General features: G+C 58.1%; 20 protein-coding genes. 14 read left to right on the forward strand and 6 right to left on the reverse strand.

Features of this window, described 5'->3' with window-relative positions:
- From F6R97_RS02160 to F6R97_RS02185, 6 genes are all read right to left on the reverse strand, one after another.
- Entirely contained in the window at window positions 1-873 is an 873-nt protein-coding gene (locus tag F6R97_RS02160) for an ABC transporter permease (RefSeq protein ID WP_038983084.1), read from the reverse strand.
- Window positions 870-1,826, reverse strand: a complete 957-nt coding sequence (locus tag F6R97_RS02165) for an ABC transporter permease (RefSeq protein WP_315865954.1) — start codon at window positions 1,824-1,826, stop codon at window positions 870-872. Before F6R97_RS02165 ends, F6R97_RS02160 begins: the two co-directional genes overlap by 4 nt.
- A gap of 46 nt (window positions 1,827-1,872) precedes the next feature.
- A complete protein-coding gene (locus F6R97_RS02170; protein ID WP_038983082.1) occupies window positions 1,873-3,519 on the reverse strand; it encodes an ABC transporter substrate-binding protein in 1,647 nt (548 codons plus the stop codon).
- Between the two features lie 86 nt (window positions 3,520-3,605).
- Window positions 3,606-4,880: an NAD(P)/FAD-dependent oxidoreductase gene (locus F6R97_RS02175; RefSeq protein WP_038983081.1), complete on the reverse strand. Its 1,275-nt coding sequence runs from the start codon at window positions 4,878-4,880 to the stop codon at window positions 3,606-3,608.
- 36 nt (window positions 4,881-4,916) lie between these two features.
- The gene (locus tag F6R97_RS02180) at window positions 4,917-5,585 is read right to left on the reverse strand and encodes a haloacid dehalogenase type II (protein WP_030128895.1); all 669 of its coding nucleotides are present in this window, start codon (window positions 5,583-5,585) and stop codon (window positions 4,917-4,919) included.
- Window positions 5,586-6,003: 418 nt separating this feature from the next.
- On the reverse strand, window positions 6,004-7,329 hold the full coding sequence (locus F6R97_RS02185) for an FAD-binding oxidoreductase (protein WP_315865955.1): 1,326 nt from the start codon (window positions 7,327-7,329) through the stop codon (window positions 6,004-6,006).
- A gap of 425 nt (window positions 7,330-7,754) precedes the next feature.
- Between F6R97_RS02185 and F6R97_RS02190 the strand changes: the two genes are divergently transcribed.
- The 14 genes from F6R97_RS02190 to F6R97_RS02255 all read left to right on the forward strand — a co-directional run bounded on the left by F6R97_RS02190 (window position 7,755) and on the right by F6R97_RS02255 (window position 26,410).
- Window positions 7,755-9,224: an aldehyde dehydrogenase family protein gene (locus tag F6R97_RS02190; protein WP_315865956.1), complete on the forward strand. Its 1,470-nt coding sequence runs from the start codon at window positions 7,755-7,757 to the stop codon at window positions 9,222-9,224.
- A gap of 650 nt (window positions 9,225-9,874) precedes the next feature.
- On the forward strand, window positions 9,875-10,396 hold the full coding sequence (rfaH, locus tag F6R97_RS02195; RefSeq protein WP_080772128.1) for a transcription/translation regulatory transformer protein RfaH: 522 nt from the start codon (window positions 9,875-9,877) through the stop codon (window positions 10,394-10,396).
- A 212-nt stretch (window positions 10,397-10,608) separates the two neighbouring features.
- Window positions 10,609-11,763, forward strand: a complete 1,155-nt coding sequence (locus F6R97_RS02200) for an outer membrane beta-barrel protein (protein WP_048393133.1) — start codon at window positions 10,609-10,611, stop codon at window positions 11,761-11,763.
- Between the two features lie 12 nt (window positions 11,764-11,775).
- Window positions 11,776-12,309 carry a polysaccharide biosynthesis/export family protein gene (locus tag F6R97_RS02205; RefSeq protein ID WP_038983077.1) on the forward strand — a complete coding sequence of 178 codons (534 nt, stop codon included), beginning with the start codon at window positions 11,776-11,778 and terminating at the stop codon, window positions 12,307-12,309.
- A gap of 2 nt (window positions 12,310-12,311) precedes the next feature.
- Window positions 12,312-14,567 (forward strand): polysaccharide biosynthesis tyrosine autokinase, encoded by a 2,256-nt coding sequence (locus F6R97_RS02210; RefSeq protein WP_315865957.1) that lies wholly within the window; start codon window positions 12,312-12,314, stop codon window positions 14,565-14,567.
- Between the two features lie 142 nt (window positions 14,568-14,709).
- Window positions 14,710-16,101, forward strand: a complete 1,392-nt coding sequence (locus F6R97_RS02215; RefSeq protein WP_048393131.1) for an undecaprenyl-phosphate glucose phosphotransferase — start codon at window positions 14,710-14,712, stop codon at window positions 16,099-16,101.
- Window positions 16,102-16,112: 11 nt separating this feature from the next.
- Complete coding sequence (locus tag F6R97_RS02220) at window positions 16,113-16,856, forward strand: WecB/TagA/CpsF family glycosyltransferase (RefSeq protein ID WP_050682081.1); 744 nt, start codon at window positions 16,113-16,115, stop codon at window positions 16,854-16,856.
- 2 nt (window positions 16,857-16,858) lie between these two features.
- Window positions 16,859-17,938, forward strand: coding sequence for a glycosyltransferase (locus F6R97_RS02225; RefSeq protein ID WP_315865958.1), 1,080 nt, complete (start codon window positions 16,859-16,861; stop codon window positions 17,936-17,938).
- Window positions 17,935-19,050: a glycosyltransferase gene (locus F6R97_RS02230; protein ID WP_315865959.1), complete on the forward strand. Its 1,116-nt coding sequence runs from the start codon at window positions 17,935-17,937 to the stop codon at window positions 19,048-19,050. The genes F6R97_RS02225 and F6R97_RS02230 overlap by 4 nt, the downstream gene beginning before the upstream one ends.
- On the forward strand, window positions 19,043-20,356 hold the full coding sequence (locus F6R97_RS02235) for an O-antigen ligase family protein (RefSeq protein ID WP_315865960.1): 1,314 nt from the start codon (window positions 19,043-19,045) through the stop codon (window positions 20,354-20,356). The genes F6R97_RS02230 and F6R97_RS02235 overlap by 8 nt, the downstream gene beginning before the upstream one ends.
- A 17-nt stretch (window positions 20,357-20,373) precedes the next feature.
- Complete coding sequence (locus tag F6R97_RS02240; protein ID WP_315865961.1) at window positions 20,374-21,327, forward strand: glycosyltransferase family 2 protein; 954 nt, start codon at window positions 20,374-20,376, stop codon at window positions 21,325-21,327.
- Window positions 21,328-21,364: 37 nt separating this feature from the next.
- A complete protein-coding gene (locus F6R97_RS02245) occupies window positions 21,365-22,759 on the forward strand; it encodes an oligosaccharide flippase family protein (protein ID WP_315865962.1) in 1,395 nt (464 codons plus the stop codon).
- Window positions 22,760-23,861: 1,102 nt separating this feature from the next.
- Window positions 23,862-24,926 carry a UDP-glucose 4-epimerase GalE gene (gene galE / locus F6R97_RS02250; RefSeq protein ID WP_038983068.1) on the forward strand — a complete coding sequence of 355 codons (1,065 nt, stop codon included), beginning with the start codon at window positions 23,862-23,864 and terminating at the stop codon, window positions 24,924-24,926.
- Window positions 24,927-24,937: 11 nt separating this feature from the next.
- The gene (locus tag F6R97_RS02255) at window positions 24,938-26,410 is read left to right on the forward strand and encodes a family 16 glycosylhydrolase (protein ID WP_038983067.1); all 1,473 of its coding nucleotides are present in this window, start codon (window positions 24,938-24,940) and stop codon (window positions 26,408-26,410) included.
- Window positions 26,411-26,445: the final 35 nt, after the last annotated feature.

A 26,445-nucleotide genomic window follows, 5' to 3' on the forward strand; every position in this document is an offset into this window, starting at 1 on the left:
TCAATGGCCTCCCGAACGTCGACTACGTCGCGACGACAGCCGGTCGATAAACAGATTCACACCGATGGTCAGCGTGCCGATGGCCAGGGCTGGAATCACGATGGCCGGTGCGCCCTGATTGAGGCCACCGATGTTCTCGCGCACCAGGGAGCCGAGGTCGGCATCCGGCGGTTGTACACCCAGGCCCAGAAAGCTCATGCCGCTGAGCAGCAGGACGATGAAGCCGAAGCGCAAGCCCAGGTCCGTCAGCACCGGGTTGAGCATGTTCGGCAGGATTTCCACGCAGGCGATGTACAGCCGACGCTCGCCGCGAGTACGGGCCACTTGCACGTATTCCAGCGCTTCGATATTCACCGCCATGCTGCGGGCGATACGGAACGCGCCCGGGGTGAAACTCAATACCGCCGTGCAGATCAGCAAGGTGACCGAGGAGCCGAAGGCCGAGACCATGATCAATGCCAGCATCTTGCTGGGGATCGAAATGAAGGCGTCCATCAGGCGACTGATCAACTCATCCAGCCACTTGGGTGAAACCACCGACAGCAACGCAAAGCTGGTCCCCAACCCGCTGGCCATTACCGCGGCTATCAACGCCAGGCCAACGGTGAATCGTGCGCCGACGAGGATCCGGCTGAGCATGTCGCGGCCCAGGTAATCGGTGCCGAACGGGTAAGCAGCGCTCAAGTTGTCGAAGACATTATCAGAGACCACTTCCCCCACCGGATGCGGCGCCAGCCACGGACCGAAGATGGCCACCAGCAACCAGATCACACACATCGCGGCGCCGATCAGGCCGAGCCAGGACGATCCGTGGGAAACCTTGCCCAGCGCCAATTTGTTAGTAGCCGGCGATTTCACAATGAGATTGTTCATTGATTTCTCAGCCTCGGATTGGAAAGAATCGCGCACAGGTCGGCAATCAGCACCAACGTCAGATACGCCGTACAAAACAACATGGTGCAGGCTTGAACCAATGCCATGTCGCGGTTGGTCACTGCATCGACCATCAGGCTGGCGATGCCGGGGTAGTTGAAGATCGTCTCGACAATCACCACCCCGCCCAACAGATAGGAAAGGCTCAGGGCGATGGCATTGGCGATGGGCCCGATGGAGTTGGGCAAGGCATGGCGCAGGACAATCCGAATCTTGCTCACACCTTTGAGCCGGGCCATTTCCACGTAAGGACTGTCGAGCTGATCGATCACCGCCGCCCGGGTCATGCGTGCCATTTGCGCGACGATGACGCAGCACAGCGTCATCACCGGCAATGCGTAAGTGCGCATGAATTGCCAAGGTGAAGTGATGTCACTGGCGTAGGACAGCGCCGACAACCAGCCCAGGTTCACCGCGAAAATCAGCACCGCCAGGGTCGCCACCAGAAACTCCGGCACCGCCACCATGGTCAAGGTCAAAAAGCTGAGGAAACTGTCGATGCGCCCGCCCCGCCCCATCGCCGAACCGATACCCAGGATCAACGCCACCGGTACTGACACCAGCGCCGTGGCGGCCGCCAGCATCAGGGTGTTGGGCACCCGCCCGGCCATCAACTCGCTGACCGGCATGGCGTTGGAGACGGACAGCCCCATGTCACCACTGAGCAAGTTCATCAACCAGTGCAGGTAACGCAACACACCAGGCTGATCCAGCCCCATTTTCAGGCGCAAGGCTGCCACTTGTTCCGGCGTGGCGAACTGCCCCAGAGACTGTTGCGCCGCGTCCCCCGGCAGCACCGCCGTGATGGCGAAAACCACCATGGACACAATCAACAAGGTCACGATCGCCGCGCCCAGGCGCCGGCCGATCAACCACAGTGTGTTGCTATTCATCACCCTATCCTCATGCAATATCGCTGCAGCAAAAACCCGACTTTCATCAAGCGTCCAGCCAGATCTGCTCGGCAAACATGTAGCCCATGAAACCACCCAGAGGGTTGGTGCCATAACCTTTGACTCGCTGATCGGCGCCATCGATGTTGCTGATGAACACCGGCACGCCGATGCCGCTGTGTTCATGCACCAGGGTTTGCATGTCTGCGTACATCTTGCCGCGCTTGGCCTCGTCGGTTTCGCCTCGGGCTTGTACCAGCAGCTGGTCGAACTGTTCGTTTTTCCAGCCGGACTCATTCCAGGGTGCTGTCGACTGGAAGAACTGCGAGAAAAGCATGTCGGCATTGGGCCGCGGGTTGATGTTGCCGAAACTCAGCGGGTGCTTCGCCCAATGGTTGGACCAGTAGCCATCGCTCGGCAGGCGGTTGACGTCGAGCTTGAGCCCGGCCTGTTTGGCTGACTGCTGCAGTAGCACAGCGATGTCCACCGAACCGGTCGCGGCAGGCGAGCACATCAGCGGCATGGTGATGCTTTCCATACCGGCCTTTTTGAGCAGGAACTTGGCTTTTTCCGGGTCGTAGGCACGTTGTGGCAGGTCGGCGTTGTAGAAGCGCGCACCGGGTGCGATCGGGTGATCGTTGCCGACCCTGGCGTAGCCCCGGAATATCGCCGACTTGATCTGTTCCCGGTCCAGCAGCAACTTCATGGCCTCGGTGAACTCCGGGCTTTTGCCTGGCAACTGGTCCTGACGAATGATCAGGTCGGTGTAGTTACCCGACGGCGAGTCCACGACCCGATGCTTGGTACTGGCCTTGATACGAACCGTTGAACGCGGGTTAACTTCGTTGACGATGTGTACGTCGCCCGACAACAGGGCGTTGATCCGTGACGGCTCATCGGCAATGGCGATAAATTCGATCTCGTCCAGATACGGCAAGCCGGGTTTCCAGTAATTGGTATTGCGCACACCAATCGAACGCACTCCAGGCTTGAACTCCTTGGCCTTGAACGGGCCGGTGCCGATGCCCTGGCTGAAATCGCTCGTCCCCTCGGGAACGATCAACATGTGGGAGATGGCAAGCACCGATGGCAGTTCAGCATTTGGGCCGCTCAACTGTATCTGCACTTCATGGGTGCCGTTGGCCTTGACTTCGGCGAACTGCGACGCCAGCGGCAGGACCTTGGAACCGGTGATTGGGTCCTTGTGCCGCAACAGAGAGAACACCACGTCGGCGGCTGTCAGAGGCTTGCCGTTGTGGAAGATCACTTCCTTGCGCAGGGTGATCACCCAGAGCGTGGCGTCAGTGGTGTCGATACGCTCGGCCAACTCGAGTTGCGGCACCATATGGCTGTCGAACCGCGTCAGGCCGTTGTAGAACATGTAATGGCGCACGTAGTCGGTGGACGATGAACCTTTGGCCGGGTCCAGGGTGTCGGCGGTGGAACTGGACGAGCCTGCGACGCGGATACGACCGCCAGGTTTGCCTTTGCCAGGGCTTGCGGCTTCATCATCGGCAAACAGCTTGCCGGCGGCGCCGAACAGGCTGCCGGCGCCCGCGACGGCCACCCCTGCCAACCCCAGCATTTGCAATGCATTGCGGCGTGACATGCCGCGATTGAGCCCTTCGAAAATGCGCAGACTTTCTTTCCCTGTGATCAACTGGGAGTCGATACTGTTTTTGTTGTCAGTCATGTCAGTTCTACCTTTCGAAAAATGATAAGGCTCGAGTACTCGCGATTAATCGTGTGTGGTTGAAACGTAAAGCAAATACCTTGAACTCAGTGCAGGTAGTCCTGCAGGCGGTAATACGCACCCACCAAGGGCAGGAACCAGGGCTTGCCGAAATGCCCGGGAATGGCTGGCCAGTCAAGTTCGCGCCAGGGATTGGCTTCGACCTTGCCGGCCATGACCTCGGCCATGACCTGCCCCATGTGCACCGACATCTGTACGCCATGACCGCTGTAACCCATGGAGTAATAAACGCCTCCATGCTGGCCGGCCCGGGGTAACCGGTCAGAGGTCATGTCCACTAACCCACCCCAGCAATAGTCGATCTTCACGCCAGCCAACTGCGGGAACATCTGCACCATCGCCGCTTGCAACACTTTGCCGCTCTTGGCGTCGGAAACGCTGTCAGACATGGCAAACCGCGCACGACCGCCAAACAGCAAGCGGTTGTCCGGCGTCAGGCGGAAGTAGTTACCGATCATGCGGCTGGTGACATAGGAACGCCGTGCCGGCAGCAAGCTGTCGATCAGGGCCTGCGGTAGCACCTCGGTGGCGATCACGAAACTGCCCACCGGCACGATCCGCCGCCGATACCAACCCAATCCACCCTGCTGGCACGTGCCTGTAGCCAGCAGAACCTGTTTGGCGTGCAGCGAACCCTTGGTGGTGTTGACCTGATAGCCGCCGGCACGGGCTTTCCAGTCCGTCACCGACACGCCCTGGAAGATCAACGCACCGTGACGTGCGGCCGCTTCGGCCAGACCGACACCGAAGCGCCCGACATGCATCTGCACGCCGTTGCGCTGCAGCAAGCCGCCATGGAACTGGGCCGAGTTGACTTCAGCACGGGCCTCTTGCGCAGAGAGCAATTCGACTTCGGCATCGACCTCCCGCCGAATCAGTTCGCAGGTGCGCGCCAAGCCTTCGTAATGCATCGGTTTGGCGGCCAGTTTGAGCTTGCCATTGCGCTTGAGGTCACAGGCAATCTGCTCCTGCTCTACCAGCGAGACGACACTCTGCACGGCGCTTTCATAGGCCAGGTAATAGGCTCGCGCTTTATCAGCGCCGAGGCTGGCGCTGAGCGCCGCGTAGTCCTGGGCAACGCCGGTGTTGCACTGACCGCCATTGCGCCCTGACGCTTCGCCAATCACCCGCCCACCTTCCAGCACCACCACACTGGCCCCCTTCAAGGCCAGGGCCCGGGCCGCCGCCAGGCCGGTGAAACCACCACCGACGATGGCCACATCGACCTGCCCGGGCAACGCACCGAGCTGGGCACCGGTGAATACCGGTGCGGTATCGAGCCAATAGGACTCACTGCCCATGTCTATCCCCTTTTGCCTTGAAGAGTGCCCTGAGACTCAGAGACCGACCAAACCGGCCAAACCGCCGATATCGGGGATCTGGTGGTAGCCATAGACCGCATTCGCCGGCTGTTCGTGACCACGGGCAACGAAGGCTTTGTGCTTGATCTTCATGTCGTGGGCCGACATCAGGTCATAGCGGAAGCTTGAAGATACGTGCAGAACGTCCTCCGGCCCGCAGCCGAGGTTATCGAGCATGAACTCGAAGGCGGCCAGGCGCGGCTTGTAGGCTTGAGCTTGCTGGGCGGTGAAGACTTTATGGAAAGGCGCGCCGAGCTTGTCGACGTTGGACATGATCTGCTCGTCCATTGCGTTGGAGAAAATCACCAGCGGAATCTTGTCGGCGATTTTCGCCAGGCCAGCCGGCACGTCGGCATGCGGCCCCCACGTCGGTACGGCGTCGTAATAAAGTTGGCCTTCGCCTTTGTACTCGATGCCCCAACGTTTGCAGACCCGCGCCAGAGAGGTCTTGATAATCTCATCATACGGCCGCCAGTCACCCATCACCTGATCCAGACGATAGGCGGAGAAGTCCTTGACGAACTGATCCATTTGCCCGGCTGGGACACGATCGGCGAACAGCTCGCGCGTCATGTTTCCCATTTGGAAGTTGGTCAACGTGCCGTAGCAGTCGAAGGTAATAAACTTGGGTCGAAGAAAGCTCATGAGTGCAGTCCTGAATGATGGTTGAGGTCATGACGGGGCAAGCAGTTACTCCGTTCGAGAAGCATCGGGGTAACGCTGCATCACGAAATTATTACAACACCAAGAGACCCTGCATAAATCGTTAAAAGTATAGGTTGCTTGGCACAAACCACCGTTTTACAGGGCTTGCTCAGCAGACTGTGCGGGACGCTCCAGACTCGGGCGCTGCCCCCCTTTTTCTGAGCTTTGTGGGCCGTTATGGCGCACCGGCGAGCGACTCGGAACCCAACATGCGGCAGAATCTGCCTGCGCAACGAGAACGGGCGCATCCCCCTGAGGAATGCGCCCGTTTATTGTTTTTACGAGTGAGTGACAGGGCCCATTCGGGCCTGTGCCGAGCAGCCGTTTGATTAGATCTGCATCGGTAGGCGGCCCATCTTCAGAATTCCGCGACCTTGCCCCACGCCGAAGACTGGAATCGGTCCGGGTGATAGGGTCGAGGATCAACCAAGGGGTCGCTGCCGCTGACAATGTCGGCGATCAAGTGGCCTGCCCCAGGGCCGATGCCGAAGCCATGGCCACTGAACCCGGCCGCAAGCACCAGGCCAGGGAGGGTCGCCATCTCGCCGATTCCCGGGACGCCGTCAGGCGTGCTGTCCACATAGCCTGCCCAGGCTCCGGTGACCGACGACGCTTTCAGCAGCGGGACCAGATCTACTGCGCGTTTGTAAGTCAATTCAACAATCGATGCGTCTGCCTTCGGATCAAGAATTCGCATCCTCTCCATCGGCGTTGGCTGGTCCAAACGCCAGCGGCCCAAGCCTTCATGACCCGACTGGAAGCCTTGCAGGCCGCCAGGCGCAAGCTTGCGCCATCTGCGCTGGAACATTGGCAGGAACTGCGGGGCGAAACGCAGAAGTTGCAGGGTGGGGTCAACACGCCCACTACCGCTGATGGACAGTGTGAACCCTCCATTGGAGCGACGGGTCATGGAGACGTCAGCCGTGTGGAGCGCATCAGGTATCTCTTTGGCGCCCTGGGAAACCGACAACACCGTCTGGCGAATGGTTGCCTGGGGAAACCGAATGCCGTACTGACGGCAGAAAGAGGAGGCCCACGCGCCTCCGGCAAGCACAGCGAGCTTCGTGCGAATGGCGCCCTTCTCGGTGACGACTGCAGACAACCGGCCACCCTCGGTCTCGAGGCCACGTGCTGCGCACCCCTGGTGCACAGTGCCGCCAAGTTTAATGATGGCCCGTGCAACCGCCGGAGCCGCACGAGATGGGTCCGCAATACCGTCGGTAGGCGCAAAGACCCCGCCTTTCCAGGGTTTACCGGTCGCCCGGCCGTGTTGAGCAGCTTGTTCCGCGGTCAGCATATGGGTTTTTACATCGACAGTACGGGCAAATTCACCCCATTGTGCCCAGCCAGCCAGTTCCTTCTCGTTGTTGCTGAGATAGAGCAAGCCGCATCGTCTAAATCCTGTGTCCTCACCAGATTCTGCTGCGAACTGCTCCCACAGCTCCAGGCTTTTGGTCGACAACGGCAGCTCACGGGCGTCTCGATTTTGCTGACGGCACCAGCCCCAGTTTCGACTCGACTGCTCAGCACCGATGCGTCCTTTCTCCACCAGTGCGACCTTCATGCCGCGCTTGGCCAGGTAATAGGCAGTAAAAGTTCCGACAATGCCGCCGCCAATCACGACAACGTCAGCGTCCGTCGCAAGTTCAGAATTCGTCTCTACGGGAGTTAAAGGTGCAGGCATTTTAGGGATGTCCATTGAGGGCCGGGGTCGCTGGTGCGCCGGCCATTCGCTGAGGATTGCGACCAGGGCAAGCAGTTGCTCCGTTCGGGAGGCATCGGCGCAATGCTGCATCACGGATTTATTACAACACCAGGCGACCATGCATAAACTATTAAAAATATAGGCTGCCTGGTACAAACCACCGTTTTACAGGACTCGTTCAGCAGACTGTGCGGGACGGTCCTTTCGCGCTCTTGCTCTGCGGCTACGGGGCACTGGCGTAACCGGGTCAAGTGACGTTGATGCAAAGTTAGCCTCGCAGATACAGCAGATTATCCCTTGCAAACTTAAAGAACGGCACATTTTGTCTGGGCCGCTTTGTTAGCTTATTGATGACCCCCCTCTGCTGCTCGCAGTGCCTATTACCGCTCTAAGGAGCTAGTTGGATGACAACACAATCTTCGAATAGCTACAGCATTGATCCGCAAACGTCTCACCAGTTTTATATCAATGGCTGTTGGTCTTCCCCGGCAATCCCGGCCAGTTTGCCGGTGATCAATCCGGCAACTGAAGAGGTTGTTGCGCACGTCGCGCAAGGGTCTGCCGAGGATGTTGATCGGGCAGTCGCTGCGGCTCGTGCAGCATTGGCTGGTTGGTCTGCCACCTCGGCAGCATCGCGCGCGCTTTACCTTGGAAAGATCTATGACCTCATCCTTGAACGAAAAGAACTGCTCGCGCAGGCGATCTCTCTGGAAATGGGCGCTGCCATCGGTTCCGCCCGGGCCATGCAAGTGCCACTCGCGGCCGAACACGTTCGGGTCGCACGCGATTTGCTGTCCACCTATCGTTTCCAAACCGTTGAAGGCAGCACCGCGATTGAACGCGAACCGATAGGCGTTTGCGGTCTCATCACTCCGTGGAACTGGCCGCTTTATCAGATCACCGCAAAAGTCGCCCCGGCTATTGCTGCCGGCTGCACAGTGGTCCTGAAGCCCAGCGAACTGTCGCCACTGAGCGCCCTTCTTTTTGCACAACTGGTGCATGACGCAGGCCTTCCACCGGGCGTGTTCAACCTTGTGAATGGAAGTGGTTCCGAGGTCGGCGCAGCCATGGCGGCGCACCCTGATATCGATATGATTTCGATTACCGGCTCAAACCGCGCGGGCGCGCTGGTCGCACAGGCGGCCGCCCATACGGTGAAGCGCGTTACGCAAGAACTGGGAGGCAAGTCCCCGAACGTTCTGCTTCCCGACGCCGATTTCGCCAAAGCCGTACCGCTGGGCGTGATGTCTGCGTTTCGCAACGTCGGACAGTCCTGCAGCGCCCCGACAAGGATGATCGTCCCAAAGGACAGATTGGCAGAGGTCGAATCGCTGGCAGCAGCAACCGCCAATGCAATCATCGTCGGTGACCCACGTTCGGAAGAGACGGTGCTCGGCCCCATTGCCAACGAGGCCCAGTTCAATCGCGTGCAATCAATGATCGAGGCGGGCCTGAATGAGGGCGCAAAACTCGTGTGCGGCGGACCCGGACGCGTACAAGGTTATGAAAAGGGCTTCTACACCCGACCGACTGTTTTCTCCGAGGTCGATTCCGCCATGCGGATTGCCCAGGAAGAAATTTTTGGTCCAGTGCTGTGCATCATTCCCTATGAGACAGTCGATGAGGCGATCGCTATCGCAAACGACACGGTCTATGGGCTAGGCGCCCATGTCCAGGCTCAGAACCTTGATCTTGCACGTGCCGTCGCCTCTCGTATCCGCGCCGGACAAGTGCACCTGAATTACCCTGCCTGGGATCCAATGGCGCCATTCGGTGGCTACAAGCGATCTGGTAATGGTCGTGAGTATGGTGTCCATGGCTTTAAAGAGTACCTGGAAACCAAGGCAATCATTGGGTTTGGCGAAGATCGATAGAGACTCCTTCGGGGATCACCATGAAGAACTGAGGCGAGCCGTGCGCGGCTCGCCGACATTGAGTGAAGTCTTGTACCCGATTCCAGCAGGACGCCACCAACAAAAATAACTTGTTAAAACAATAGGTTGAAGCGCCTTAGTAGATTATTGGACAGAAGGCTATATTTTTGACTAGTGACATTTGACAGGCCGTCTGGAGTGGTCGATACCTAAGAGGGTCGACGTATAACAAAAGATGTAACTCCATTAATAGATATACGTCACCCCCTGCGTTCAAGTTCACGATCGAAAGTGTTTGTTTTTCAAAGGACCGAGAGTTCGGACCCTGCGGTAGCTTTGGCCATCGCAAAGAAACACCCCTCCTTTGATGACGCGACGACATCACTTATAGCGTTAAGTTACGTTTACACTTTTCGATCCAGAGTTCTGCTTGAGTGCAGTTCGGCGAAGAGAATCTTCTTGCACTAAACGGCGCTCGCGCCAGATTATTGACTTGAGCTCTACTTGTGCATTAGATGCTTCATTATTGATACACCTGTTCCATTGACTTAACACCTTCGCGATTCCGCATTCTCTATAGAACATTGGAAGCGCAGTGGCATTGCTGATGCGAACAGGCATGCTTAACCAATACTCCGGAGCTTGCCAGAATGCTGACGAGTACCCCAGGTTCCAGTTGGTATCTTTTGCAGTGCAAGCCGCGTCAGGATGAACGGGCTCAAATCAATTTATTGCGTCAAAACTACGTCATATTTTGCCCGCAAATTATTAGCGAGCGCCTGATTCATGGCAAACCCCATCAATCGCTTGAATCTCTCTTTCCGGGATATCTTTTCATTCAGCTGAGCCGTGACGACAAATGGGCGCCCTTGCGCTCTACCCGCGGGGTCAGCCGCATCGTCGATTTCAATCACGGCCCGGCAACGGTGCCGGACGACGTCATCGAACATCTGCGCGCCCGGTGTTTCAAACCACCAGAATCGCACACTCCCCAACCGTTCAAGCCTGGCGAAACGCTGCAAATAACCCGAGGCCCCCTGTCGACACTTGAAGGTATTTTTCTGAGCATGTTAGGTGACGAACGAGTCATGATTCTTCTGCACTTCTTGAATAGAGAACATCAGGTTGGCGTGCCATTGACTGACATTGAGCGACCCCGGCCTCATTTATAAATAAATCATTACCGCTATTAACTAGCGCACTTCACAACAACCTACGCCGCTCCAGCATACTGTGTCTTTACTACTCCCCGGCCAGTTATTAATTAAACTTACAAACTCTTCCCCCACAATTAAATCATTGATAGCTACTGGCATTACACAACCACACTCATCCACTATTTTTCCGGTCTATAGTCATTGAACTCACCCCCAGGAGCAATGATATGGCTCTCAAGACCCGCGGCCCTTTCGCGCTGATCATGATCTATTTATGTCCCGGAACGGCCTGGAGTCTCGATCCCCAGTCCATTGATATTTATGGGTTCGACTTCACCCCTACCCTGCTGTTTTCAGAAAGTTATGATGACAATTTCCGCGAACTGGAGCGCGCGCAGTCATCCATGGTGACCAAAGTGGCACCCACTTTCGAACTCAAGGCTGAAGACCGCAACAGTGCCACCCGACTTATCTGGCAGCCTACCCGGTACATTTATCATGACGACTCGGATGCTTCGAATACGGCACAACGCGTGCGCCTCAACAGCATCATGGAATTCACGGATCGCCATCGCCTGAAACTTGACGCGGAAGCACGTAAATACGAGCGCACGACGTCGACCGCTGTCGATGGCATCAATGACAAGATTCGCAGTAACCGCGTCAATGGCCTCTATACCTATGGCGCCAGAAGCGCTGCCAATCAGATCGATCTGGGCGCCAGTTACGCTCAACTTCGCTACGACAATTCGGGAGGCATCAACGACGACAAAGAGCGCGATACCACTGGCCTGACCACCACTTGGTACCACCGCATCGGCAGCAATACACGTGGATTGCTGGAATACGACCATACCGACTTTGATTACCGATCCAACAGCCGCCTCAATAGCACATCCGATGCGGTGCTTGCCGGTGCCGAATGGGACTTCACCGCACGCACCACCGGTAAAGTCCGCGTTGGTTATGAGCGCAAGAACTTTGATGACAGCAGTGTCGATGACCTCAGTAACCCGACCTGGCAGGTGGATCTGCGATGGAAACCACGAACCTATTCGACCTTCTCGTTTGTTGCCCGCCAGGCCATGGCCGAGGGCGACGACGGTGCTGATGCCGTCAAGACCACCTCGGCCCTGGTCGGCTGGCGTCATGGCTGGACCGAACGCATCACCACGGTGGCCGAAGTCGGGCTGGCCCGCTACGAATACGAAGGGCAGGACCGCACCGATGACCTTCGTGACTACAACCTCGCCGTGGAGTACGCAATGCGCCGCTGGCTGGATATCGAGCTGGGCTATCGCTACCGCAACGATGACTCCGATGTCGACAATCAGAGTTTTGAACGCAACATTTTCCTGCTCAGCTTCAACGTCAGTCTTTAAGAGGTTTTCCCTATGAACGCCCGAATGCTTGGCTTGTTGTTCTTGCCATGGCTGTTGCCCGCGACTTTTGCAGCAGACCCCGGCACCCAGTACAAACTGGCAGCCGGCGATGTGTTGCGCATCACGGTATTCGGTGAGCGGGACCTGAGCTTCGAGAAAATCCGTCTCAACGATGCCGGAATGTTTTCCTATCCATTTTTGGGTGACATTGCCGCCAAGGGGTTTACGCCCAATCAGGTGGAAAAGATCATCGTCGATGGGCTCAAGCAAGGTTACCTGGTCGACCCCAAGGTCAGCGTCAACCTGATCGTCTACCGCTCGTTCTACATCAATGGAGAGGTACAGAAACCCGGTAGCTATCCGTTCGAGCCCGGCTTGACGCTGGAAAAAGCCATCGCCCTGGGCGGCGGCCTGACCGAACGAGCCTCGATCAAACGGGTGACCATCGTGCGCGGCGATGGCTCCCCACCACTGACCGACAAGGTCACGCGCAGCACCGCCATCGCCCCCGGTGACACCATTTCCATTGCACAAGGCTTTTTCTAATCATGGATAACAGCCCAAGCCTATATGTCGAGCGTCCGATCCAGCCGCATGTGCCGCAGCATCAGCCGTACAGCGAGGAAAAGGACACCATTGACCTGCTCAAATACTGGAGGGTGATCTGGCGCGCCCATTGGAAAATCGGCTGGTTGATAGTGCTTGGCTGTGCACTGGCGATGGCCACGCTGTCGTTCATTCCTGCGCAGTACACCGGTAGCACCACCCTCCTGATCAAAGAAAAAACGCCCCCGCTGCTGACATTTCAGCAAGTCACGGATTCAAGCTCCGGTACCGTCGACTATTTGCAGACGCAACTGGCACTCTTGCAATCGCGGGACCTGGCTGAACGCGCAGTCAAAAAGCTGAGCCTGACCACTCATCCGGTCACTGATCCACGTCAGCAACCGAAGTCCTGGTTTGCGCCACGGCGATGGTTGGCCGCGCTTGAACTGGACCAATGGCTGCCAGTACTGGGCCGCTTTATACCCGTGCAGGTGAGGCCCTCCGAAGCCGATGTCTTCAATCAAGTCACGCAGGATCTGATGCGGCGTACCCATGTCAAATTCGTCGGCAAGAGCCAGCTGATCAAGATAGAAGTGGAATTGCCCGACCCTGGTTTGGCTGCCGCTACCGCCAACGCCATTGCCCAAGGCTTCATCGATAGCCAGTTCGACAACAATCTGAGGTCCTCACAGACCAATACCAGCTGGATGAATTCACGCCTGATCGAGTTGCGTAATAACCTGCGCAGTGCCGAAAACAAACTTCAGGCCTATCGGGAAGCACAAGGCCTGGTTGACGTCGGCGGCGTCGGCGGTGTCGCCACCATCAGCGCCAATGAACTGGAAATGACCGGCAACCGCATGATCGATGCGCGCCGTAACCTGGCAGAAGCCGAGAGCCGGTTCCGCCAGGTACAGACCTTGAGCAATGGCAACCTGAGCAAACTGTCCAGTGTGCCGGCCGTCTTGAGCAATCCTCTGGTGCAAAAATTCCAGGCGCAACAGGCCAAGGCTCAAGCCAAGGTCGAAGAACTGTCCGGGCGCTATGGTCCAAAACACCCGACTCTGGCCGCCGCGCGCGCCGAGTTGCGTACGGCCACCGACAGCTTGCGCCTGCAGGTTCGACAGGTGGTGGCTAGCATCGAACAGGATTACCAGCTAGCCCGAACCAGTGAAAACTCACTGCGTAAATCATTCAACAGCAACAAGGCGCAGATACAGGACATTTCGCGCAAGGAGTTCCAGCTGCGTGAATTTCAGCGTGAGGTCGACAGCAGCCGCGCGCTGTATGAGACCTTCATCACCCGTTTGAAAGAAACCACGGCCACGGCCGACATGGACGCTACCAAGGCGCGCATCGTCGACCCTGCGATTGTTCCTCTGGAACCGAGCAAGCCTCGTAAATCATTGATTGTAGCGATTGTTGCCATCGTGGCGGCACTGATCGGTGTTGTGCTGGCATTACTTTCAGAAACCCTTAACAAAACCTTCAAGACCGACGAAGCGATCGAAAGCACGCTTGACGTTCCCCTGCTCAGCGTGGTGCCGCTGGTCACGAGGAAAAGCCGCCGGCAACTCGCGCGACTGTTCGACGACAACGACCATCCGCGTTTCTGCGAGACCATTCGTAACCTGCGCACCTGGTTGATGTTGCACAGCAGCGACATGCCGTCTCATGTGGTTCTCGTTGCCTCGACCATGGCCGATGAAGGTAAAAGCACCATCGCCAACAATCTGGCCTACTCACTCGCCAAGCTGGAACGTGTCCTGTTGATCGACGCCGACATGCGCAGACCCAGCCTGTCGCTCAACTTCGATTTTCCGGCGGACGGCCCGGGGTTGGCCAACGTTCTGGCAGGCACTGCGCGGCTCGAGGACTGCATCCGCACTGTCGGCAATCTCGACATGCTGCCGGCCGGGAAGCTGTCACCGCCACCGCTGGATCTTCTCAGCTCGCCGCGCCTGGCCCCCATGCTAGAGGCGCTGAAGTCGCGGTACCAACGCATCATCATCGACTCCCCGCCTGCGCAAATGGTCAGCGATGCACTGTTGCTGGCCAAGCATTCGGATGCGGTGATCTACGTGATCAAGGCCCAAAGCACGCCTGTCAGCCAGGTGCAGAAGTGCCTCGCGATACTGCAGCAGAGTCATGCGCCGGTGTTCGGTGTGGTGCTTAACCAGGTTGACTTGAGCAAGGCCCGCAAACAGGGCTACAGCCATTCCGATACGTTCCAGAACTACGACTACATGTCCAGGTAAATCTTGTACCTGTCTGTCCAGTAGTCTCCCTCCAAACATCTACCAAAAGCTGCTTCATTCCAGTCGAGCTATACCAGCGTGCGGGAACGAGGGCGTGCAGTATTCGGCGCCGAAGTCCAACCCATGCCCGGAGGTTGAGCCGATGACATCGCTCTACACCGCTCAAATGACGCGCCGTCGAGGTCTGACCTTCTGGGGCCAATGGCTGTGCGCACTCACCCTGGTCAACCTGCTGCTGGTGTTGCTCGTGTACGGGCGAGTCGGCAGCCTCACCAGCGAATACCGCGTTCTGATGATTCTCACCGTTCTAGGTTCGGTGCCGATCTACAGCGTCATGCAGGTTTACCACAAGCGTCATGAGTGGTTGTCAGGGCTTGCTCGGCTGCTGGCGGCCTGGATGATCTTGCTGGCCGTGCTGATCAGCATTGCCTTCGTCACCCAGACCAGTGTGATTTTCTCGCGTCAGGTGATCATTGTCTGGGCCGTGTTGGGATACCTGGTCCAGGCGGCGAGTTTTTTGCCCCTGCATTACCTGGCCCGACTGCATTCGCACAAGCTCTGCAACGAGCGCCGCGCGGTGATCATCGGGACGTGTCCGACCGCCCATAAGCTGGCGAGAAAACTGTCCAGGCGCAATCGCGTACCGCTACTGGGTTTTATTGCAACCGCCGAACATACCGGCCCGGCCCCGAGCATTCTGCCGCTGCTGGGACGCATCGACGAGATTCGCGAAATTATCACCCGCCTACATGTACGCCGCGTCTACATCGTCTTGCCAATGGCACAAGCCGCCATCATCGAAGCCTTGTACATCGATCTTCTGGACATGAATGTCGACGTGGTCTGGATCCCCGATTTCGGCAGCATGGTGCTGCTCAATCAGTCGATCTCGGAAATAGAGCGAATGCCGGCCATCTACCTCAATGAAAGCCTTATCAGTTCGCACCCCGGCAGCCTGCTCTGCAAAGAGCTGTTTGAACGTAGCCTGGCCGCCGTGGGCATTATTGTGCTCAGCCCCTTGCTGCTGATCGTGGCGGCAGCCATCAAGCTTTCCTCGCCCGGCCCGGTGTTGTTCAAACAAAATCGCTACGGCTGTAACGCTGAGGTGATCAAGGTCTGGAAGTTCCGGTCGATGCGTTTGCACGACGACAACGAAGTCCGTCAGGCCACCCGCGAGGATGACCGCATCACCCCGCTTGGGCGTTTTCTGCGCCGTAGTTCCATCGACGAGTTACCGCAACTGTTCAACGTGCTCTGCGGTGAAATGGCCCTGGTCGGCCCGCGACCGCACGCGGTCACGCACAACATTTATTACACCGGCAAGGTTCGCGCCTACATGGCCCGTCATCGCCTCAAGCCGGGCATCACCGGGTTGGCCCAGATCACCGGGCATCGAGGTGAAACCCAGACGCTGGAAAAAATGCAGCAGCGCGTCGCCCAGGACCTCAACTACATCAACCAATGGTCGCTGTGGCTCGATATCAAGATTCTGGTCAAGACCCCTTTTACGTTGTTCTCAAAAGATATTTATTGAGGTATCAGGCAATGATCGACCTGGAATTAATCGGCCATTACGCACCCACTCTGCTGGACGCCAACAAGGCATTTTCCTTCATCAATTTTGCGTCCGTCGGCAGTCTGTTCGACCGACACCCGACGTCCATCGCCTATTTTTGCGACGGCATGCTGATGTCAACCTTCATGTCGCGCATCACCGGCCGCACGATCGGCCGGGTCAGCTTCGACTTCACGTCCATCGCCGACTCTGTGTTCAGTTGCGCCGAGAAACAAGGCAAGCGCCTCTATTTTGTCGGTGCCCGGCAAGCCGAACTGGACCTGTTCATCGATAAGATCAAGGCTCGCTACCCGGCGCTGATTATCGCCGGTCATCACAACGGCTATTTCGACGCGCCGCAGGCCGCGTGCATTCAAACAGACATCTGCCGCAGCGAAGCGAACATCCTGATCGTAGGTTTGGGCGCCGGGCTGCAGGAACAGTTCGAGCAGGATGCCCTGCGTGCCGGCTTCCCCGGTGTGGCATTCACCTGTGGTGGTTTCATTCGCCAAGAAGCCACGGCCACTCATGATTATTACCCTGAGCTGATCAACCGCCTGCATCTGCGCGCGTTCTATCGGATGTACTGCGAACCGCACACCATCAAACGCTACCTGATCGACTACCCGACCAATTTTGTTCATCTATTGGTGAAGATCGTTCGGCGGGAAGTGACCATCAATGTCACTTATCCTGAGCGCCTTGATCAATGCACATTGATCACTGAGCAATAACCATGCATATCCTGTTCATCCTCAAGGACTTCAAGCCCGATGGTGGCCTGGAGCGTGTTCAGCAACGCCTGGCCAGACAGTTTCTCGAAGATGGCCAGCGTGTCAGTTATTTCGTCATGAACGGCGACACGCCGGACGATGAAGGGGCTGCCACGCTCAATGGCGGTGGCAATGGAATCGTCGGTCTGATCAAGTCCATCGTATTGCTGCGGCGGATTATTCGTCGCGAACAGGTGACCCACCTCATCGCCGCCAAGGAACGAGCCAACCTCTGCACCTGGTTTGCCACCTTGGGTAGCCCATGCAAGGTCATCTACAGCCGTCATGCCGCACTGGATTGCAGCGAACAAAAAATCAGTCCCGCCACCCTGCGTCTGCTCTATGCGTTGTACCTCTGTGGCAACGGCCGGGTAGTGACGGTTTCCAACGGGCTGCGCCAGTCCCTCGCCGAGCGGGTGCCCTGGGGTCGCGAGCGCATCCGTTATTGCCCCAATGCAGTGGTCACCGAACAACTGCTCAGTGCCGCACAGACGCCCATGCTCACCGGGTTGCCGGCCGAGTTCTGGTTAGCGGTGGGCCGACTGGTGGAACCGAAGGGTTTCCACCTGCTGCTCGACGCCTATGCCATGGCCTTGCGCAGCGCCGCGCTGCCGGATCTGGTGATCATCGGCGATGGCCCGTTACTCGCCGCGCTGACCTCACAGGCTGGCCGCCTGGGCATCGAGAATCGTGTGCATTTCACCGGTTTCCTGAGCAATCCGTACCCATTGATCAGGCAGGCTCGACTGCTGATCCTGAGTTCGTTTCATGAGGGCTTGCCGACCGTGCTGATCGAAGCCCTGGCGCTGGGCACGCCAGTGTTGGCCTGCGACTGCGAAACCGGGCCCAGGGAACTGCTTGATAACGGCCGCCTTGGCGATCTGGTCAAGGTCAATGATGTAGCGGCACTGGCCGAAGGGATGCTGCGCAGCGTGACCTCGCAACGCCATGCTGCGCCAAGCGGCCAAGTGGCCGCTGACGCCGTCCGACAGTACACCAGTCAATACGCCGCGCAGGCGTACTACCAGGTATGGAGTCAATGAAAAGGCTGCTGATTATCCTGCAGGACTTGCGCGGAGGTGGCGCCGAAAAAATGATGGTGCGCCTCGCCAGTGCGCTGACTGATGCAGGCAATGACGTGACCTTACTGATGCTCACCGATACAGGTGTGAACTCGGCGTGCATCGACCCAAGGGTCAAGCGCGTCGAGCTGCACAGTGCGCGCAGTTCCAGGGCGGTGCCGGCGCTGGCACGCTTTCTTCGCCAAAACCGCTTTGACGCGCTACTGGCTGCCCTCACCCACGTCAACGTGGTAGCCATCGCCGCGGCCACGCTGTCCGGTACTCTGGCGCGCCTGCATGTCAGTGAGCGCAATGCGTTTTCTCATGACAAACACGTCAACCCCGCATTGGCGGTGCGCACCGCGTATCTGTTGGCACCGCTGCTGTACCGACTCATCCCCAATCCGGTGATCTGCGTCTCGCGCGGTGTCGCCCAGGATCTGGTCGACACCACCATCACCCGTGCGCAGGATGTCACCATCGCCGATAACCCGGTGCTCGATAACGACTTTCGCGACAAGGCGCCGGGACGTCCGAATCACCGCTGGCTGCTGAAAAAAACCACCCCGGTGATTGTCGCCGTAGGTCGCCTGGCACGGCAAAAAGGCTTTGACGTATTGATCGATGCCTTCGCCCGATTAGCCGATCCCGATGTTCGATTGATCATTTTCGGCGAAGGCGCGCTCAGAACCGAGTTATTCGAACAGGCCGTCGCCTTGGGCGTGGCCGACCGCTTCGATCTGCCGGGCTATACCAGCGATCCATTGGCGGAAGTGGCAGCGGCCGATTGCTTTGTGTTGTCGTCGCGTTTCGAGGGCAGCCCCAACGCGCTGGTCGAAGCCATGTCCACGGGCACCCCGGTGGTATCGACCCACTGCCCCTATGGCCCGCAAGAGATTCTCGACAATGGCGCGATTGCACCGCTGGTGGCGGTCGACGACCCTGATGCACTGGCGCAGGCGATCACCGTGGAACTGACGTTGCCACGTGATGCAAACCGTCAGGCGCGCATTGATGCCGCTGCCCGTTTTGTGAGTGCCTGCGCGGCGAAAACTTATCTCGATGCACTCCTGGGAGCCAGTCGTCATGAATAAACTGGAAGTCAGGTACACCACCCTGCGCGACGCTTTCACGTTGTTCGGCGTGCTGTTCTACATCCAGGTCATCGGATTTTTTTTCGGATTGGCTGATGTGTCGAATCTGGGTGCAGCCGAAAAAGACCTCGAAGGCAACGTGGTCAACCAGATCTGCGGCCTGATCACCCTGCTGGTTCCGCTGTTCTTCTTCATCCGCAACAAGGTCTTCATCAGCAAAAGCTTTTACCGGAACAATGCCTTCCTGCTGCTGTTCATACTCGGCCTGGCTGTTTCGATCAGTTGGTCCCACGACCCGATGTTGAGTTTCAAACGTTTTGTGGCGTTGATCAGCGTGGTGTTCTTTGCAGGGTTCGTCGCCTACAACTACAGCCTCGAGAAAATCGCCTTCATGCTCGGCTGCATCATTGGTGCCGCTGCGTTGTTCGGCTTGATATTGGGACTTCTCAGGCCTGACATCGCTTTCATTGACGGCGGTATTCGCGATGGTGCGTTCAAGGGGATTTTCCCGGAAAAGAATGCCGGCGCCCGGATCAACGCTATCGCCATTCTGTTACTGCTGCCGATGATTCGTCAGCGCAATCCCTGGGCCATCCTCTACTCGATATTCTCGCTGATCGCGATTGCGCTGGCCCAATCTGCCACGGCTTTGGCGCTGATTGTTGCCGGCACAGTCAGTTATTGGTACTTCCTCACTCTTATCCGCATGCACATCAATCGCTCACTGACAGCATTCCTTGGTACGACATTTATCTATTTGCTGATCTGCCTTTTTCTCTATGGCAATTACACGCTGCTGCTGGGGCTGATCGGGCGTGACGACTCACTCACCGATCGCACGCTGATCTGGGGTCTGCTCGCTCCGCTGATCGATGCCGAATTCCTCAAGGGCTACGGCTTCGGCGCCTTCTGGTCCAGCCCGGGCGCCGAGACGTTCATCAATCGCTGGGGTTACATCGGCAATGCCCACAGCGGCTACATGGAAACCTTGCTTAACGGCGGAGTCATTCAGCTGACAGCGCTTATCCTCATGCTGATCGAAGCGCTGATCAAACACTACCGGGCCGTGGTGGCGGATCAGTCGCCACGGTTTCACGCCAGCGCAATGGTCATCATCGGATCGTTCATGCTCACTAACTATGTGGCGTACGTCGTTCCCAACTACCGCAGCGCAGAGTTTCTGGTGTTCTGCATTCTGGCCCTCTCATTTCGGCATCACCACGTGACATACCCCCAGTTGTCACCGGCAACCCTGCGTCAACGTCCGCCTGGCAAGGCATTACCACGCGACTCGGCCAAGGCGTAACAAGAGGAGAAATAACCGTGCCAGACCAAGCCCCCCCTTCACCCCATTCAGTGTGCGTCATAATCGCGATGTACAACGGCGCCGACAGCATTGAGCAAACACTGGCGTCCGTGGCCGGGCAAACGCGACTGCCCGATCATGTCATCGTCATCGACGATGGTTCCACCGATGATGGCCCCCAACGGGTCAAAGACTTCGCGGCGCCGTTTCGCCTGACGCTGTTGCACCAAGCCAACGAAGGCCAAGCCAGTGCCCGCAACCACGGACTGCAGCACTGTGAAGAGACTTTTGTGGCGTTTCTCGATGCCGATGACAGATGGTATCCGCAAAAACTGGAGCAACAAGTGGCACTGTTTGACGAACTGATTCGTCAGGGACGGCCGGTGGGGCTGGTAGATTGCTACGTGCATAACGATTACAGCGACGGCAAGCGAATACTGGAAAACCGGCAAAAAAACGGCAGGCATTTCGACGATTTCATCCGCGCCAACGTCCTCAATGGCGTGTCCTCCGCGATGGTCAGACGCGACGTGATCATGCAACTCGGCGGCTTCAATGCCAGCCTGCGTTACTCCGAAGACCGCTTCATGTGGACCCGGATCGCCGAACACTGGGAGGTCCACACGGTGCCAGAGGTGCTGCTGCAGCGCATGGTCAACAGCGCCAACATGACCGCGCAACCGACAAGGTACTACCCGTACAAGATCAGGTTCATCGAAGCCTTCCTCGCCCTCTATGGCGCGCAGCTCAGCAAGCAGCAACGGATCGATTTCGCGCTGGGCGGCCACAGCGACTTTCTCGAACTGTTTTCCCGCAGAGGCGAGCATGCCCAGGTGATCGGTGTGTACCGGCGAATGCTGGAGTATTCCTGGCAAACGCTGATCTTCAGGAACGGCAAACCGACATTGCGCTTCCTCTACGCGTGCGTCCGATCATTGCGCAAGCCAGCTGCGTCAACCACCGCTCATTGAGCCGGCATCCGCCATGGCCAATCACCGTCTGGTTAAATTGATCTGGATTTTCACCGAGAAATTCGGCCTGATTTTCCTGTCGATGATTACCTTTGTTGCGTATGCCAGGCTGATGTCGCCGGCAGAGCTGGGGGTGGGCACGGTGATCATTGTGATCGTCGAGATGTTCGCCATCCTCTACTCGTCAATGCTCGAAGATCCGCTGGTACGGTTGGAGCGTCTGGAAGAAAAACATATTTGCACGGCCTTCTGGTTCGCGGTGCTGATCAGCCTGGCCTCCATCGTCGTCATATCGTTCGCGGCCATGCTGTATACGAAATCCTTGGCGCTGCAATGGATGACGGCGGTCGCCTCGGTGAAAATTCTCTTCACCATGATGGCGCGGGTCTATGTCGTGGAAATGCGCCGCACCGGCAACTTCAAAATGCTGGCCTCGCGCACGCTATTGGGCAAAGTGGCCGGCGGTGTGGGGGGAATCGCCATTGCGTTCTGGGGATTTGGCGCCTGGGCCGTGATCGCTCAAGCGCTGATCATGGAGTTCGTTTCCATCGTCGTATTGATGCTCGGAAACCGCCGGCGGATTGCCTTCTACATTGACGGGCCCTTCCTGCGCGAATTGTTGACGGCCGGAGCACCGCTTGCCATCAACGTAATGAGTTCGCAGACGCTGCAGCGCGGCGTCAATGTGGTACTTGGCATTACGGCCGGCGCCCATGCCGTCGGCATGTTCAATATGGCTATGCGCATCATCGATCTGCCTCGCTCGGCGATCTATAACGGCCTCTTGAGTTATGCGCTGCCGGTGTTCGCCCGGCGCGGAAGCGATACTGCGCGGTTGATCGAGGTGATCAGCGACTCGACGGCCATCAGCGGGTTCCTGCTCACGCCACTGTTCGTCGGTATCGCGTTAACGGCCGAGGACATCATCCTGTTGATATTCGGCGCCAAATGGGCAGACGCCATTCCCTTGCTGCAAGTACTTGCCTGCACGGCGGCCATCGGCAACACCGCCATGTACGCCATGACAGCCCTGGTGGCGGTCAATCGAACCCACCTGATCGTCAAGGCTGAATTGGCAACCACCCTGCTGGCGCTGGCGCTGGTTTACAGCCTGGGTCACCTCTACGCAGGCATGGCTGCCGCCGTGGCCTTGCTGGCGCGGATGGTGATCATGACGCCCCTGCAGGTCCGCGGGCTGAACACGGCAATAGGTTATGGCTGGCGAGTATTCATCGAATCCAATTATCGCAGCATGATCGCCTCGCTCATCATGGCCGCCGCCGTGGTGCTTGTTTCTCCGTACCTGGATTTTCGGGGCTATTGGCATCTGGCCGCCAACATCGGAATCGGCACGCTCACTTATGCGCTGGCCTATAGCGCGTTGCACCCACGATGGCCGCAAGAATTCAAATCGGTGTTCACTGCTCGTTGAATGCCCTCATCAATGCATGGGTATCTGACTGGCGGTTATTGCCCTTTGTAGGAGCGAGGCCTCCCCGCGAAGGCGGCCTAATCGTCGGCTGGGCTCTTTGATCGTGTACATATCCGTTTTTGCGGTAACGGCTGCTTAGGGTTCCGCCCTTACGGCGGGTCACTTTCGAAAAGCGCGAAAGTAACCAAAGCGCTTTTTGCCCCGCCATTCGGTGCCTCGCGCAGGCTCGGCATGCCCTCACTCCGGCATTGCTCCGGGGGCCCGCCGCCATCGGCCATCCATGGCCGGGGGCGGCTACCGCGGCATCCTTGCCGCGGCATCCTTGCCGCGGTGCCCCCTGCGCAACGCCTGCGTTCGGCCTCTGGGAAAGGGGCGGCAGATCAAGATCAAAAGCCAAAGCAACGGCAACGGCAAGATCAACAGCTTCGCGAGCAGGCTCGCACACACTTGGAGTGGGTACATTCGGGGAAGACTGGTCGGCTGACAGGCCGCCATCGCAGGCAAGCCAGCTCCCACAGGAGGAGCGGGCATATATAAAATCTGTGTACGACACAAATCCTGTGGGAGCGGGCTTGCCCGCGATAGCGGCAGGTCAGTCAATGTGATGTTGAATGTGCCGCCATCATCGCAGCACACAAAAAATCAGAACACATCCCCAACCAACGCACATCCGCTCGGCTGTTCACCACTCAACAGGCCGAGCGTTAGCTCGCCTGCAGCTTTTGATGTTGACGCACCGCCCCCTCGAGAGGCCGAGCGCAGGTTCTGCGCAGTGGGCAACCCGGCATGGATGCCGGGTTAGCCGCGCACGGCCATGGATGGCCGATCGCGGCGGGCCCACGGAGCAGGACCGGAGCGAGGGCATGCCGAGCCTGGGCGAGGCACCGAACGAAAGGGGCAGAAGCGCTTTGGTTACTTTCCGCCGGGCCGCGCAGGCTTTTCGAAAGTGACTCGCTGTAAAAGCGAAACCGCCAGCGGCCATGACCGCAAAAACGGATATGTGCACCCTCTCCCGCATCCCGCAAGAACCCAGGAACCACACGACCCGCACGGACCGCACTCCCCATCTTGTCCAGTCTTCTTGTGACCGGAGCGCCCTATCATGGGAAAAACCACGCTGATTACAGGCGGAGCCGGATACATCGGTTCCCATACCACCTTGGCCCTGATCAACGCCGGCCAGCAGGTACTGGTGCTCGATAATCTATGTAACAGCTGCCGCGAATCGCTCACGCGTCTGGAGCGTTTGACCCAGACACGGGTCGATTTCATTGAAGGCGATATTCGCAACACCAAGCTGCTCGACGACATTTTCAGCCGCTACGACATCGACGCCGTGATGCATTTTGCCGGTCTCAAATCCGTCGAGGAAAGCGTTCGAAAGCCACTGGATTATTACGCCAACAATGTGGTCGGCACGCTCAATCTCTGCCATGCGATGGCCCGACACGAAGTCTTCAAACTGGTGTTCAGCTCATCGGCCACCGTGTATGGCGCCCCCCGGCAGATACCGATCATTGAAGACCTGGGCACCGGCAAACCGATAAGTCCATACGGTCGCACCAAGCTCCTGATCGAAGAGTTGCTCACCGACCTATGCCTGTCGGATCCGCGCTGGAGCATCGCTGTATTGCGCTACTTCAACCCGATCGGCGCGCATGAGAGCGGGCAGATCGGGGAAAACCCCAACGGCAGGCCCAACAACCTGTTGCCTTGCCTGACCCAAGTCGCGATGGGGCGAGTGCCCGAATTGATGGTGTTCGGCAGCGACTACCCCACCGTCGACGGAACATGCGTGCGCGACTACGTGCATGTGGTCGACCTTGCCGATGGCCATCTCAAAGCGCTGCAAGCGTTGCAGGACAGAAACGGCATCCATGCCTGGAACCTGGGAACCGGTATTGGCTACAGCGTTCTGCAGATCATCCGTGCCTTCGAGGACATCACCGGCATTAGCATCCCCTTCCGATTCGCGCCGCGCCGCGCCGGCGATATCGCTGAATGCTGGGCCAATCCCACCAAGGCCGGGCGTGATCTGGGCTGGTACGCACAGCGCGACCTGGTGCGGATGATCATCGACACCTGGCGATGGCAGCTGCGTAATCCGCATGGCTACCACGCCCAGTCCGAGTTATTGGCAACCGTTGCGTTAAAGCAACGGGTATGAGCAAAAGGCCCATGTCCAGGTATGTTCTGCTGATTGTCCTGGCAGCGGTTGTTTGCCACGCACCTGGAGCGTCCCCGCAGCCGCTTGCCGATGGTTTGGTGCTGTGGCTCGACGCCGCCGACGCCTCGAAAATGACCCTCGATGCCCACGGTCGTCTCTTGCGCTGGCACGACAAGTCCGGCAAGTCCAACGACGTTACCGTAGACGATGCAGCAAGCACCGCGCTGCCGCTGCGCGTGGAGAACGCCATGAATGGTCATTCCGTGGTGCGTTTCAGTGGCGCTTCGGCGTTCCTCGGCAAGACGATTCGCGCTGCAAAAGGCCCCGTTACTGTGTTGGTCGTGTCACGCAGACTGACTGAACAAAGCAGCGGTGAGACCTGGCAACGGCTGTTCAGCTCGCGCCCGCAAATCGCCGATAACGACAACGTGGCACCGAATTTCGCGATCAGTGTGCAACAGACCACCGCCTACGATCCGACCCTGTTTTTCCTGGAGCTCAACGACGTACCCATCGGCCCCTATGCGGTCGGGCGCAACGTGGTCGGCAGCACCGAAGACCTGCGCGGCGACATCGGCGAAGTATTGGTGTACGACCGCCACCTGGCCTCCCTCGAGGAACGGCAGCGCGTGTTTCAGTACCTGGCGAACAAGTGGTCTGTCGCCATGCCCAAGGCTGCCAATTCCTGGACCCGTGTCGGCCCTCTGGGCACAACACCGAAACAGATTAACGCCCAACTGCCGCTGTCTGATCAAGGCAATGTCGGCCAATGGAGGCTGGACCCACGATTCTGCGACGACTTCGATGGTGCGACCCTTGATGCCAGTCGCTGGCACGTCAACAATGCTAAAGGCACTGAATCGCTCGGGCGTAAGCCGGCGCTGTTCAAGCCGGACAATGCCTACTTGAGCGATGGCCATCTGAACATCGTATTTCGCAAGGACACCTTGCCGCAAAAGTACGTACGACTCGGCTATGAAGGCTATAGCTCGGCGATGGTCCGTACGATCGAGCGCAGTTTTTACGGTTACTACGAAGCCCGGGCCAAACCGATGGACTCGGCAGGTTCCAGCGCCTTCTGGCTCGCGTGGACGGGGCTTGCCGATAACGCCACGGAAATCGACATCTTCGAAATCGGTGGCAAAACCAAAAACGCCTCCTTCGACCGCATGTACAACATGAACGCCCACGTTTGGGCCACGCCGCACAGCACCGAGCATTTGAGCGATGGCAGCAACTGGATCAGCCCTTGGCGGCTGGCCAGCGACTTCCATGTCTACGGTTTTGACTGGCAGCCCGACACGTTGCGCTGGTACGTAGACGGCGTCCTGGTACGCGAGGCAAAGAACACCCACTGGTTTTTCCCGATGGAGATCGTCTTTGACAGCGAGGCCATGTGGAAGTGGTTCGGTGTTGTCGACGACGCCGACCTGCCCTCCACCTTCAGCGTGGACTACCTCAAGGTGTGGCGTCGCGGCAAATAGCCTGACTCCTGCACTGCACTACCCAAAAACCTGGA

The organism is Pseudomonas sp. JV414 (genome assembly GCF_032424305.1).
Classification (GTDB): domain Bacteria; phylum Pseudomonadota; class Gammaproteobacteria; order Pseudomonadales; family Pseudomonadaceae; genus Aquipseudomonas; species Aquipseudomonas lini.